Origin of the sequence: Clostridium sp. KLE 1755, from assembly GCF_000466465.2 — a bacterium.
GTDB lineage: Bacteria > Bacillota > Clostridia > Lachnospirales > Lachnospiraceae > Eisenbergiella > Eisenbergiella porci.
The window spans coordinates 17,877-32,129 of sequence record NZ_KE992781.1 but is presented as its reverse complement, the minus strand read 5'-3'; the positions used below and the strand labels follow the sequence as shown (position 1 = coordinate 32,129).

At 50.2% G+C, this 14,253-nt stretch carries 9 protein-coding genes; 7 read left to right on the top strand and 2 right to left on the bottom strand.

The genetic code is table 11. From position 1 onward, the window contains the following. Positions 1–322: 322 nt before the first annotated feature. Positions 323–1,015, top strand: a complete 693-nt coding sequence (locus HMPREF1548_RS27490) for a response regulator transcription factor (RefSeq protein ID WP_035324314.1) — start codon at positions 323–325, stop codon at positions 1,013–1,015. Between the two features lie 37 nt (positions 1,016–1,052). Further along, positions 1,053–3,668: a sensor histidine kinase gene (locus HMPREF1548_RS27485; RefSeq protein ID WP_021640136.1), complete on the top strand. Its 2,616-nt coding sequence runs from the start codon at positions 1,053–1,055 to the stop codon at positions 3,666–3,668. A gap of 129 nt (positions 3,669–3,797) precedes the next feature. Here HMPREF1548_RS27485 and HMPREF1548_RS27480 read toward each other — a convergent pair whose 3' ends face one another. Further along, positions 3,798–4,985: a ribose-phosphate pyrophosphokinase gene (locus HMPREF1548_RS27480; RefSeq protein WP_021640135.1), complete on the bottom strand. Its 1,188-nt coding sequence runs from the start codon at positions 4,983–4,985 to the stop codon at positions 3,798–3,800. A gap of 225 nt (positions 4,986–5,210) precedes the next feature. Here HMPREF1548_RS27480 and HMPREF1548_RS27475 point away from each other — a divergent pair, with 225 nt between their 5' ends. The 5 genes from HMPREF1548_RS27475 (at position 5,211) to bglX (ending at position 12,078) form a co-directional block, all read left to right on the top strand. Continuing rightward, positions 5,211–6,545 carry a DUF512 domain-containing protein gene (locus HMPREF1548_RS27475; RefSeq protein ID WP_021640134.1) on the top strand — a complete coding sequence of 445 codons (1,335 nt, stop codon included), beginning with the start codon at positions 5,211–5,213 and terminating at the stop codon, positions 6,543–6,545. Positions 6,546–6,570: 25 nt separating this feature from the next. Then, complete coding sequence (gene der, locus HMPREF1548_RS27470; protein ID WP_021640133.1) at positions 6,571–7,923, top strand: ribosome biogenesis GTPase Der; 1,353 nt, start codon at positions 6,571–6,573, stop codon at positions 7,921–7,923. Position 7,924: 1 nt separating this feature from the next. Beyond that, on the top strand, positions 7,925–8,578 hold the full coding sequence (gene plsY / locus HMPREF1548_RS27465; RefSeq protein ID WP_021640132.1) for a glycerol-3-phosphate 1-O-acyltransferase PlsY: 654 nt from the start codon (positions 7,925–7,927) through the stop codon (positions 8,576–8,578). Between the two features lie 151 nt (positions 8,579–8,729). After that, on the top strand, positions 8,730–9,743 hold the full coding sequence (locus HMPREF1548_RS27460; RefSeq protein WP_021640131.1) for an NAD(P)H-dependent glycerol-3-phosphate dehydrogenase: 1,014 nt from the start codon (positions 8,730–8,732) through the stop codon (positions 9,741–9,743). 109 nt (positions 9,744–9,852) lie between these two features. Continuing rightward, the gene (gene bglX / locus HMPREF1548_RS27455; RefSeq protein ID WP_021640130.1) at positions 9,853–12,078 is read left to right on the top strand and encodes a beta-glucosidase BglX; all 2,226 of its coding nucleotides are present in this window, start codon (positions 9,853–9,855) and stop codon (positions 12,076–12,078) included. 143 nt (positions 12,079–12,221) lie between these two features. On the opposite strand, the gene HMPREF1548_RS27450 is transcribed toward bglX, so the two are convergent. Continuing rightward, complete coding sequence (locus HMPREF1548_RS27450) at positions 12,222–14,237, bottom strand: sensor histidine kinase (RefSeq protein ID WP_035324312.1); 2,016 nt, start codon at positions 14,235–14,237, stop codon at positions 12,222–12,224. Between the last annotated feature and the right edge of the window lie 16 nt (positions 14,238–14,253).

Sequence of the window (14,253 nt, the reverse complement as noted above, 5' to 3'; positions counted from 1 at the left end):
CAGCCCCCCGCCCCAGCCCCGAAAACTTCCACCCCGGTACGTACTGCCGCCTCTCTCCATTCGCTTCCCCTCCCCCAACCTTAAGAAAATATTAATAATGTTCCTTTTTCTATATTAATAACTATATGTTTAAATAAAAATACAAACATCACAGATCTGCATCACACACGCGGCGGCTCTTACCATATATTGCATGGGCGGGGCCGCCGTAACATGCCGAAAAGGCTACAAGTCGGCCGCAGTTTGTGGTATACTGATGCAAAAAGGCAGGCCTGTCCGGCAGGGAATGATAAAGCACGGTCTGCGGAAGGAGCGACGGAAGATGACGAATATTCTTGTATGCGACGATGATAGAGAAATTGTGGAAGCGATAGAGATTTATCTGGCTCAGGAGGGCTACCATGTTATAAAGGCATATGACGGGGAACAGGCCATCCGTGCCCTGAAGAACAATGAGGTGCACCTGCTTATCATGGATGTGATGATGCCCAGGCTGGACGGCATCCATGCCACCCTGAAAATCAGGGAATACAGCAGCATCCCGATTATTATCCTTTCTGCCAAATCCGAGGATGCGGATAAGATCCTGGGCCTGAATATCGGAGCCGATGATTATGTGACCAAGCCCTTCAATCCGCTGGAGCTGGTGGCAAGAGTGAAGTCCCATCTGCGCAGGTATACCCAGCTGGGAAACCTGAATGCGGAAAACAATGCAATTTTCCGTGCGGGAGGGCTTGTGATCAATGACGAAACCAAGGAAGTGACGGTGGATGACGAGCCGGTTAAGCTGACCCCCATCGAATATAATATCCTCCTTCTTCTGGTGAAGAACCAGGGCCGTGTGTTTTCCATTGATCAGATATATGAAAGCATCTGGGAGGAAGAGGCTATCGGCGCCGATAACACGGTGGCCGTCCATATCAGGCATATCCGTGAAAAAATTGAAATCAACCCCAAGGAGCCCCGTTATCTGAAGGTGGTATGGGGAGTGGGCTATAAAATCGAAAAGCAGTAAAGGCCGGGAAAAGTACAGCAGGGCGGGAGGAAGAATTATGAAGAAAAAGAATGTGATGGGAAGAGGAAAACGTACGTTGCTCCTGTTTGCAAAAAGAGTATTGACGGCGGTGGCGATCGGAAGTGTAATCGCAATTATTTCCAACTCCTTCATTACGGTGGAAGGCACCAATGGAAAGAGCCGCTACTTTATTTCCCCCTTTGCCCAGAAGGAAATGTTTGAGGATTCGGAGGTTTTTGATGATATCCTGCGTAAGGATGCCCAGGATATCACCAGAATGTCCGTCATCAAAAGCCAGCTGGAAACGGACGGCGTCTATGATGGAAAGAAACAGATCGATATCACCGCATATGTGAACAGGACGAGCATGGTATCGGAAGAGGAAGTGACCGCAGAATATTACCTGGACGATCTGATTAAATGGGGAAACTACGGATTCAGTTATGAAACGGTTTATGGAACGGAAAGTGATTTTGCCATCTATTTCGGTCTGGGGAAAAGCGAGACGGAGATGGAAATTCCCAGTGATCTTACCATGGGGGACTATGCACTGCAGTCAGAGCTTACCAGGCAGGCCATCAAATATTCCGCACAGGTTGCGGATAAGGGAACGGACTCCCTGAGCATGCGGATGATCATGGAGCTTCCGGACAGTCTGGAAAGCTATATGGAAAGAGCCTCGGAAAAGGGAGAAATGACCGTAAACACGGAAGATGTATTGGCCTTGGATATTCTCGTCCCCAGATATTATTCCGCATCGGGAATGGATCTGGCTGATTATGCCTCGGATATGGAAGAATATATGATGCTGCGGAATAATCTGGTGGAGGCCTGCAACCAGCTCTATCACAATTTTACGGAATACAGCAGCTTTAAGAAGTTTTACGGAGAAGACAAGACGAATGTCCGTTACTGCTACCAGATGGTAGTGGATGGAGAAATCCGTTATTTTACCAATCTGTCCCAGAGCTATACCAATAAAAGCGAGAAGCAGATGACGGATGAATTCAGCGCCTACGGACGTTATCTGTATTATAATCCTGATCGGGTGGAGATTAAGACCAATACCCAGATGACCACGGAGGAAATGCGGGAAATACTGGGTTCTTACGAATATGCCTTCGGAGAAAATTCCAGAGTCTGGATCGGCGTGGATACTTCCTATGAAGTAAATGACAGCCTGGCGAAGGCCAGGGCGGCTTTTGTCAGCTTTATGCCTTATTACTGGCAGACGGTGGCCCTTGGCGCGCTGGCAATGATCCTGTCCCTTTGGCTTTTGGGCGTCCTTACCGTATATGAAGGAAGAAAAGAAGAGGAAAACGAGGACGGCTACGTGGTTGCCCTGAAAAAGGGAGATCATTTTCCCACTGAGATTTTCCTTGTCCTGGCAGCTTCCGTGACTGCAGGCTTCTGCGTACTGTGCGGCGCGGCCTATGATATTGCTTTTTCCTATACGCTCGCAGGGGAGGGCGTCAGTCCGTTCATGCTTACGGCGGCGGCCGTTGCGGCAGCCTTCCTGCTGGACTGGATTAGCACCTCCTTCTATCTGGGGCTGGTGCGCCGTCTGAAGGTGCATACCTTCTGGAGGGATTCTTTGCTTTGGCAGCTGGGTAGGCTGTTAAAGCGCATTGTCCTGCGTCTGTATGACAACAGCCATATTGTGAGCAGAATCCTGATTCCCTTCCTTATCATTGCCGCTTTCAACCTGTTTATGGGGATTCTGGGCACGGTGGGAATACTGTTTGCGGGAATCGTGGATATTTTTGTGGCGGTCCTTTTGTATATGGAAAGAAAGGATCTGCAGAAAATTGTGGAAGGTACGCAGACTATCGGAAGCGGAGATTTCGGCTTCAAAATAGATGACAGCAAGATGCATGGGGAAAACAGGGCGCTGGCGGAAGCGGTCAACAGCATCGGCGACGGGATTCAGGAGGCTGTGGCCACCAGCATGAAGGATGAAAGGCTGAAGGCGGACCTGATTACCAATGTGTCACATGATATTAAGACCCCCCTTACCTCCATTATTAATTTCGTCAATCTCCTGAAAAGAGAGAATATCCAGGATGAAAAAATAAAGGGCTACATTGAGGTGCTGGACAGCAAATCCCAGAGACTGAAACAGCTGACGGACGATCTGGTGGAAGCTTCTAAAATATCCTCCGGCAACATTTCACTGCAGATGGAGAGACTCAACTTTGTAGAGCTGATCAATCAGACTGTGGGTGAATTTTCGGAAAAGATGAATGAAAAGTGCCTGGATCTAATCGCAAACATGCCGGAAAAACCGGTCTATATTGAGGCAGACAGCAGGCGGATCTGGCGCGTAGTGGAAAACCTGTTCGGAAACGTATATAAATACGCCCTGGAGGGAACCAGAGTTTATCTGGATCTGGCGGTGAAAGAAACCGACGGACAGAAGCTGGCCTCTTTTTCCATGAAAAATATTTCAGCACAGTCCCTGAATATCAGCGCGGATGAGCTGACAGAACGTTTTATCCGCGGGGATGTTTCCCGGAGCACGGAGGGAAGCGGCCTGGGGCTGTCCATTGCCAGGAACCTGACGGAGCTTCAGAACGGAAAGTTCGACATTTATCTGGATGGAGATTTGTTCAAGGTGATAATTACCTTCCCTTGTCTGGAAGAACAGCAGTAAAAAATTCCCCGCGGCCTGCGGGGAATTTTTTTATAAACCACTTCTGTAATGCTTCTTATGCGATTCTTTTCTGTTGTGCCTTCAGCAATTTTCCTTATATCTTTTCCTTAAGCCACCCGATATGGCAGATCAGATATGATATTCTTCCCTGTTATTGTATCTGGCCAGGATTTCATTGATTTTTTCCGTAGGAGTCATAACGTGGGACATGGAAATGTCATGATTCATAAAATCAATGATGGATGCCAGGAACTTGCTCATATCGGCCTCGGTATAATAGGGCCTGGTGTAAAGCTCCGGCGGCTGGTAGGTGAGGTTGGTAGTGATTACCCGGTCGAACCAGCAGTTTTCATAGGCCTTGTCGAAGGCCTCAAGGCCATTGGTGAACAGTCCGAAGGTACAGCAGATGAAAACACGCTTTGCATTCATTTCCTTCAGCTGTCTGGAGGTATCCAGCATGCTTTCTCCGGAGGAAATCATATCGTCAATAATGATAACGTCCTTTCCGTCAACGCTGTCTCCCAGGAATTCATGGGCGACGATGGGGTTCTTGCCGTTTACAATGGTGGAATAATCGCGGCGCTTGTAGAACATGCCGGTATTGACGCCGAGTACATTGCCGAAATATACGGCGCGGTCAAGGGCGCCTTCATCGGGGCTGATAACGATAGTATGATCCTGATCGATGATCAGATCATCCTCCGTATCAAGCAGCGCCCGCATGAACTGATAAGGCGGCGTAAAATTGTCAAAACCGTTGAGCGGGGTTGCGTTCTGTACCCTTGGGTCATGGGCATCAAAGGTGATAAAATTATTCACGCCCATATTTGCCAGCTCCGTGAGCATATATGCACAGTCAAGGGATTCCCTGCTTGTCCTCTTGTGCTGGCGGCCTTCATAAAGGAAGGGCATAACCACATTGATTCGATGCGCCTTTCCTGCGGCAGAGGCTATCATGCGCTTCAGGTCCTGGTAATTATCATCGGGAGATTTGTGGTTCGTATAACCGTTAATGGAATAGGTCAGACTATGGTTACATACGTCAACAATGATGAAAAGATCCTTTCCGCGGACGGATTCCCTGATGATTCCTTTTCCTTCCCCGCTTCCGAAGCGGGGGCTGGAAGCATCCACAAGATAACTGTTTTCAATATACCCCTGGAAAGCGGGATCGTCGTGTCTTGTATTTTTCATATTTTTCCGGAATTCAACAAGATAATTGTTGACGCGTCTTCCGATGGTTTCGGCGGATTCCATGGCAAGCACCTTAAGAGGTGCTACCGGAAGGGCGTTTTCCAGTTCTCGTACGTTTGGCATATGGTTCTCCTGTCTGTCTGCCTGGGCAGACGTTTTCTCTTTTTTAGATCTGGCAACATTACTTATTTTATAACATTATGCTAGTGACACGTCAAGAAAATTCTAGTAGAATAAGGAAAGGGCATGACAGTTTGGACAACCGGACTGTTATGAAAGGGCCGCAGGATACTGACGTTGTGCCGAAATAAGAAAAACGGATGCCCGCAGGAAAAGGAGAAAGAATTCATGAAGGAAAAAGGCCATTTGATCCAGGCTGTGGAAGAAGGCGGAATCGCTGAGGAAATGGGAATTGAGCCGGGAGACAGGCTGCTGGAAATCAATGGAGAGACGGTGGAGGATATTTTTGACTACCAATATATGATTGAAGAGGAATATGTGGAGGTGCTGATTGCGAAGCCCTCCGGTGAAGAATGGCTGCTGGAAATAGACAAGGATTATGAAGAAGATCTGGGAGTGACCTTTGACAATGGTCTGATGGATGATTACCGCTCCTGTACCAATAAATGTATTTTCTGTTTTATTGACCAGATGCCGAAGGGGATGCGGGAAACGCTGTACTTTAAAGACGATGATTCCCGGCTTTCTTTTCTGCAGGGAAATTATGTGACCCTCACCAACATGTCGGAGAAGGATGTGGACAGGATTATCAAGTATCACCTGTCCCCTATCAATATTTCCTTCCAGACGACCAATCCGGAATTGCGCTGCCGGATGCTTCATAACCGGTTCGCGGGAGAGTCGCTGAAAAAGGTGGACAGATTTTATGAGGCCGGCATACAGATGAATGGCCAGATAGTGCTTTGCAAGGGTTTTAATGACGGAGAGGAGCTGGAACGTTCTATCCGGGATCTGACAAAGTACCTCCCTCATCTGCAGAGTGTGTCCGTTGTGCCGGTGGGGCTGTCCAGATTCCGGGAGGGCCTGGAGCCGCTGGAGCCTTTTACGAGGGAGGATGCCAGGCGGGTGCTGGAGCAGATTCACCGCTGGCAGGAAAAGCTGTACCCCGAATACGGGCTTCATTTTGTCCATGCCAGCGATGAGTGGTATATCCTGGCAGGGGAGGAGCTGCCCCGGGAGGAAAGCTATGACGGATATCTGCAGCTGGAAAACGGCGTGGGTATGATAAGGCTGATGCTGGAGGAGTTTGAGGATGCGCTCGCCCGGCTGGAGGAGCCGGAAGCCCTGGAAAACAGAATACTGAAGGGCACCTATTCCTCCGTAACGGGCCAGATTGCCTATCCCTATATCCGCCGGATGGCGGATCGGCTGATGGAGCGGTTCCCGGAGGTGAAAATACAGGTATTCCCCATAAGAAACGATTTCTTCGGGGAACGGATTACCGTGACCGGGCTTCTCACCGGACAGGATATCATAGCCCAGCTGAAGGGCAGGGATTTGGGAGAAATCCTCTATCTTCCCGAGAACATTTTACGGAGCGGGGAGCGCGTCCTGCTGGATGATATCACGGTGGAAGACCTGGCTGGGGCTTTACAAGTGAAGACAGATATTGTAAAATCAAGCGGATATGATTTTGTGGACGCATTTATAAGGAAACTGTGAAAGGCCGCTGACGACAGGCGGCAGAATGGATGGTAAATATATGAGCAATACAAACAGAAAATCAATCGTTGCGGTAGTGGGAAGGCCGAATGTGGGTAAATCCACCCTCTTTAACGCGCTGGCGGGAGAGATGATTTCCATTGTAAAGGATACGCCGGGCATTACAAGAGATCGTATTTATGCGGATGTAACCTGGCTGGACCGGGCTTTTACCCTGATTGATACAGGCGGTATCGAGCCGGACAGCAGCGATATTATTTTATCACAGATGCGGGAGCAGGCGCAGATTGCCATTGATACCGCGGACGTGATCCTTTTTATGGTGGATGTGAAGCAGGGCCTCGTGGATTCGGACTCCAAGGTGGCGGATATGCTCAGACGCTCCCATAAGCCGGTGGTGCTGGTGGTTAACAAGGTGGATGATTTTGATAAATTCATGCCGGACGTGTATGAATTTTACAATCTGGGAATCGGGGATCCTCATCCGATTTCTGCCGCCAACCGCATGGGACTGGGGGATCTGCTGGACGAGGTAATCAGCCATTTTGAGGAAAAGACGGAGGCTGAGGAGGAAGACGACCGGCCGAGAATCGCAATTGTAGGAAAGCCCAATGTGGGGAAATCTTCTATTATTAACAGGCTGATCGGAGAGAACCGTGTGATCGTTTCCGATATCGCCGGAACCACGAGGGATGCGATTGATACGGAGGTGGTCCATAACGGAAAAGAATATATTTTTATTGATACCGCAGGACTGCGCCGTAAAAATAAGATAAAAGAAGAGCTGGAGCGCTACATGATTGTCCGTACGGTCAGCGCCGTAGAACGCGCCGATGTGGTGGTTCTTGTGATTGATGCCCAGGAGGGCGTTACCGAGCAGGATGCCAAAATCGCCGGGATAGCCCATGAACGCGGCAAGGGAATGATCATAGCCGTCAACAAATGGGATGCCATTGAGAAGGATGACAAGACCATTTACCGTTTCTCGGAAAAGATTAAAAATACGCTTTCCTACATGCCTTATGCGGAAATGCTTTTTATCTCCGCAAAGACAGGACAGCGTCTGCCCAAGCTTTTTGAAACCATAGATGCGGTGATTGAAAACCATGCCATGCGCGTGGCGACAGGCGTTCTGAATGAAATCATGGCAGAGGCGGTGGCCATGCAGCAGCCCCCGTCGGACAAGGGCAAGAGACTGCGTCTTTATTATATTACCCAGGCAGCGGTGAAACCGCCTACGTTTGTTATTTTTGTGAACGATAAGGAACTGATGCACTTTTCCTATACTCGTTATATAGAAAATAAAATTAGGGAAGCCTTTGGATTCAGAGGCACCCCCCTGAAGTTTATCATCAGGGAACGGAAGGAGTCGAAGTAAAATGATACGTATCGTATGTCTTTTGATTGGCTATGTATGCGGCCTGTTCCAGACTTCATTTATCTATGGCAAAATGCATGGCATTGATATCCGGAATTACGGAAGCGGGAACGCAGGAACCACCAATGCGCTCCGCGTGCTGGGCACCAAAGCCGGTCTGATTGTTTTTGCCGGCGATGTGCTCAAGTGTATACTGGCGGTATTGCTTGCGAGGCTTTTGTTTGCAGCCGGCCATCCCGACATGAAATATCTGTATATGCTTTATGCCGGGGCGGGCGCGATTCTGGGCCATAACTTTCCCTTTTATCTTCATTTTAAGGGAGGTAAGGGGATTGCGGCCACAGCCGGCCTGATTCTGTCCTTTCATCCTTATTTTATCCCCATGGGCGTGGTGCTTTTCTTCGGCGCCTTCCTGACGACCCACTATGTATCCCTTGGATCGCTGCTGGTTTATGCCGGTTTCATGATTGAACTGGTGGTCCTGGGACAGCTGGGGGTTTTCGGAATGGGGCAGGCGGCCCTGACGGAGCTTTACATAATCGGAGCTTTCCTGACCATAATGGCTTACTGGAAGCATCGTGAAAATATTAAACGGCTTCTTCATGGAAATGAAAGAAAAACCTATCTGTTTAAGAAAAATAAAGAAGCGGTGTAGCTGTCCGGCCAGCTCTGCGTATATACTGCGCAGAACGTATATAAAAGCAGGGGTATCGGTGAAATAAGCGCCGGGGCGTGCTGATGGCAGAAATGAATTTTCAAACATGCTCCGGGCAAAGGTCTGAAAAACAGACAGAAGGGAAGTAAACATGGCGGAAATAGGAATGATCGGAGCAGGCAGCTGGGGAACAGCGCTTACCTGGCTTCTTACAAATAACGGACATCATGTGACCGTATGGTCTGCACTGGATGCGGAAATCGAAATGCTGAAAAAGGACAGGGAGCAGAAAAGCAAGCTTCCGGGGGTTATCCTTTCGGAGGATACCCGGTTTACCACGGATTTAAAGGCAGCGGTGGAAGGAAAGGATCTGCTGGTGCTGGCTGTGCCTTCCCCGTTTACAAGAAGCACCGCCGCCCGGCTTAAGGATGTTGTAGAGGACGGCCAAATCATCGTGAATGTTGCAAAGGGAATCGAAGAAAATACGCTGATGACGCTTTCCCAGATCATCGAAGAGGAGGTCCCTCAGGCAGAGGTCGCCGTCCTTTCCGGCCCTTCCCATGCGGAGGAAGTGGGAAAAGGCCTTCCCACCGTTATTGTGGCAGGCGCAAAGCATAAGGAAACAGCGGAGTATATCCAGAATATTTTTATGAATGAGGTATTCCGTGTATATGCCAGCCCGGACGTGCTGGGCATCGAAATCGGCGCGGCCCTGAAAAATGTGGTGGCGCTGGCAGCAGGCATTGCGGATGGCTTAGGCTATGGTGACAACACAAAAGCGGCCCTGATCACACGGGGAATCACGGAAATTGCACGTCTAGGCATTAAGATGGGCGGCCATTTTGAAACCTTCTGCGGACTGTCCGGCATTGGCGACCTGATTGTAACCTGCGCCAGCATGCATTCCAGAAACCGCCGTGCCGGTATACTTATCGGTAAGGGATATACCATGGAGGAAGCCATGGACGAAGTAAAGATGGTGGTGGAGGGTGTTTATTCCGCCAAGGCGGCCATGACGCTGGCTGAGAAATACGAGGTACAGCTTCCCATCATCGAACAGGTCAATGAGGTGCTTTTCCATGGAAAAGCAGCAGCCCAGGCGGTCAATGATCTGATGCTGCGTGATAAGAAAATAGAAATTTCAGGCGATACGATGTGGTCATAGCTGTCACAGGCATTCGTCAGCTATTAGCAGGCATTTCCGGGTATACTGCGCGGAAATGCCTGAAATACATAAATAACTAAATAAAAAAGAGAAGGGGATTGAAAGAAATATGCAGGAGAAGCAGCTTCAGGAATTGTTGGGCTCCTTAAGCCTGACAGAAAAAATCGGGCAGCTGGTGCAGGTGCCGGGAGAGGTTCTGAATGCGGAGGGACAGGAGCTGGGGGTCCGTGAGGATCTTGGCCTCAGTGAAGAAATCATCCGTAATGCGGGCTCCACGCTGAATGTGGTGGGCGCAAAAAGAATCAAAGAAGTACAGAAGGCATATCTGGAGAGGAGCAGACACAAAATTCCTCTTTTGTTTATGGCGGACATCATCTATGGGTTCCGTACGGTATTTCCCATACCGCTGGCGCTTGGCTGTACCTTTGAGCCGGAGATCCTGGAAAGGCTGTGTGAAGTGACCTCCCAGGAAAGCGTGGCAGCAGGGGCGCACGTTACTTTTTCGCCCATGGTGGATCTTGTGCGGGATGCCAGATGGGGAAGATGCCTGGAATCCACCGGAGAGGATCCTTATATGAACAGCCTTTATGCAAAGGCCATGGTGGAAGGCTTCCAGAAGGGAATGAGTGACGGGGCAAAGGAGCCGAAAGGCATGGCGTCGTGCATCAAGCATTTTGCAGCTTACGGCGCTCCCGAAGGCGGAAGAGATTACAATACGGTGGATATGTCCGAGCGCAGGCTGCGCCAGGAGTACCTGCCCTCCTATAAAGCCGGTGTGGATGCGGGCTGTGAGATGATCATGACCTCCTTCAACACGGTGGACGGCATCCCTTCCACGGGAAACAAGTGGCTGATGGATGATGTGCTCCGGAAGGAGTGGGGCTTCGATGGTGTTGTCATCACCGATTATGCTGCCATAGCCGAGCTGGTAATCCACGGCGCCGCGGAGGATCAGAAGGAAGCGGCGCGTCTGGCCATGGAAGCGGGCGTGGATATCGATATGTGTACAGGCTGCTATGCCAACTATCTGGAGGAACTGATTCAGGAAGGCAGAATTGATGAAAAACAGCTTGATAAAGCCGTAATGCGTATCCTGAAGCTGAAAAACAAGCTGGGACTGTTCGAAGACCCCTACAGGGGAGCAGATGAAGCGAAGGAAGCCGGGCTGTTCTTGAGTAAGGAAAACCGCAGGCTGGCAAAGGAAGTTGCCGTGAAGAGCATGGTACTTCTGGAAAACAGGGAGGAAACGCTTCCTCTGGCAGCCTGCGCCAAAATCGCTTTGATCGGTCCTTATGCGGACAACCAGGATGCCCTTGGCTTCTGGGCAATCCATGGAACCAAAAGCGCGGTGGTAACCCTGAAGACCGCCCTGGAAGAAGCTGTGGGAGCTGAAAATGTGATGAGCGCTCCGGGCTGCGAAACCATATTGGAAAAGGATTACCATGATCTGCCTGCGATGCAGAAGCAGTATGGTATGGAAGGCTGGAGTGACGAAAAACGGCAGGCGGAAATGGAAAAAGCCGCAGAGCTTGCCGCACAGGCGGATGTGGCGGTCCTTGCGCTGGGAGAAGCGGTGCTGCAGGGCGGCGAAGGCGGAAGCCGGACCAGCCTTACCCTTCCGGGTGATCAGCTTGCGCTTCTGAAAAAAGTGCGGGAAAAAGCGGCAAAGGTGGTAGTAGTCCTTTTCGGAGGCCGTCCGCTGGTACTGGATGAGGTGAGTAAGCTCTCCGATGCGCTGCTGGAGGTATGGTTCCCGGGAACTGAAGGAGGCCATGCAATAGCCGATGTACTGCTGGGAAAAGAAAGCCCCTGCGGCAGGCTCTCCATGAGCATGCCCCGCTGTGTGGGACAGATGCCGCTGTACTATAACCACTTCAACACGGGACGTCCCTACGACGGTATTACCCCGAACCGTTTCTTCTCCCGCTATACGGATTGTGAAAACACACCGCTGTACCCGTATGGTTACGGCCTTTCCTATCATAAGGCGGAATATGGTCCTGTGACCTTAAGCAGCCATATCATGAAAAAGGGTGAGACGATTACGGTGCAGGCGGATATTACCAATACAGGCAGCAGGGCCGGTATTGAAACAGTGCAGCTGTATCTCCGTGATGTGGCGGGCAGCGTGGTCCGTCCGGTGAAGGAGCTGAAGGGCGTACAGAAGGTAGCGCTGGATGCAGGAGAGACTAAGCGGGTTAAATTTACCATTACCGAAGAAATGCTTCGGTTTTATGGGAAAAACATGGAGTACTGCTCGGAACCGGGAAAATTCCAGGTGATGATCGCCCCGGACAGCAGCTACGATATGCAGGCTGAGTTTGTACTTGAATAAGCCATATGAAATGATAAATAAGAAGATTGGTAACTGCGGGGAAACTGAACAGTTACCAGTCTTGATGACTAATACTGGAGGCCGCGGTAAAACGCGGCCTCTGCTGTATTTTACAATAAGTGCGGCCAGGGTAAGGGAAATATTTACAGTATTGCCGGAAGCAGCAGCGTAATCCTGCAGCCTTTTCCCGGAAGGGATTCTGCCCGGACGCTTCCCCGGTGCTCCTGCGCAATTGTTTTTACAAGGAAAAGTCCCAGCCCGTTGCCGCCGTCTTCTTTTCTGGTGGTAAAGGAGCGATCAAAAATATGGGGAAGAAGATTCTCCGGGATGCCGCAGCCGGTATCGCTGACGGATAACAGATAGCTGCCATCCTCCGCGGAAAGCGAAAGGGTGATTGTCCCGTCTGCAGGCGTAAAATCCATGGAATTGAAAATCAGGTTTTCTACGGCTCTTATGATGGAATCAGGATTTCCCAGCATCCGGCAGGGGGAGGAAGGGAGGGAGAGAAGGAACCGCGGGCCGAAGACTTCCACGTCCTGCCTGTTCCTTGAATAATAGTTTTGTATGAGCTTGCGTAAATCAAACTGCTCCCGTCGGGCGGCATGGGGAAGCCCGGCGTTAAAATCCTGTATGGAACGAATCTGTACGGAAAGCTCCTCATACTTTTTTTCAATCATATCAATTTTTTCCTGTGTCTTTTTGTCCACATGGATGTCATTTTCCTTTACCAGCTGAAGATAAGCGGAAATACAGGCGATGGGGGATTTCAGGTCATGAAGGAATTCCGACAGGATTTTCTGTCGCTCCGAAAGCAGCAGGGTCACTTCATTCGTCCGTTCTTCCACCATATCCTGCAGATGCTCCGTCAGCTGACGGTTTTGGGCCGCCATCTGGAAGTGCATCCTCAGCATGAGTCCTGAAAAGCAGAGAATCAGAAAAAACGTGCCATATTCATCGGGCCAGCCGGCGCAGGCAGGCTCCCAGCGGTTAAGTGTAAGGACGGAGGAAAGAAGCCCGGCACTGTATACGGCAGTTCCGGCGGCAAGCCAGACCGTATATTCTCCCCTGGAGCCCCATAATGAAAAAATAAGCAGCAGAAAGGATATGCTAAGCTTGTACCAGGAAATAAGCTGACCGTACCAGGGAATGAAATAGGGAAAAGGGGACAGCAGAAATAACGGAAGAAGCACACTGACAAGCAGCATTGCCAGAGCGGTCAGTTCTATGAAGGCGGCTGCTTTCTTTTTCCGGGTCTTTGACAGGACGAATACGATTTTTGCGGTACACAGAATGATGAGCATTGAGCTTCCGTCTTCCAGGCCATACAGTAGGCGGGGAAAGGGAAGGCCCGCGGTATGGAAAAAGGGATAAGCGCAATGCAGGGAAAATGTCAGCGCCAGGATGCCGAGCCAGTAATAAACCTTCCGGCCGGACTGCTTCCTGCTTCCCAGCCAGACGGCGGCGGACAGCAGGGCGGCGGACAGGGAGAAAAAGCAAAGAAGACCGTAAAAGCCCATTCGGACAGCGCTCTGCAGGTGTATTGTCTGAGCGGTCCCCAGCACCGGGGGATATGTAATTCCGCTGTAGTAATGGCTGTAATTGGCGGTCTGGATGATGATTTCCATTTCAGGCGCGTCAGGAACCGTGAGGGTAAGATCGCGCACCAGGGGGGAATAGGGCTGTAAGCTTCCTTGCACAGCAGCCTCTCTGCTGTTGATGAATACGCGGCAGACCGAGAAAACTTCCGGCAGATATACTACAAGTCCGCCCGTATCCTGCCGGGAAGCAAGCCTGAGCCGATAGGTGGCGAGCCCATGAGGAGAATGCCCTTCATGAAAGCCGGCAAAATTCGGGTAATCTCCGATGTGTATTGTGATATGGCTCTTTTCATCGACGGAGGAAAGAAAATCTTCCGGCGAGAGCAGTCTGTCAGGATAGACTTCCCAGCCCTCAGTCAGATACACAGGGGAACCGCTGCCCACGGCCTGTGTGTCAATAAGCAGGACGCCGTCTTGAATGTCGCAGCTATCTTTGTTATATTTATTATCAGTTATATAGAGAAGATGAAGGGCTGTAAGAGCGAGCAGGAATAAAAAGCTGCACAGCAGCAGTTTTTTTCCTGCCTGAAGTTTTTTTTTCGTGTGTTTTGTGTGTTTCATAGGCACCTCGCAGGAA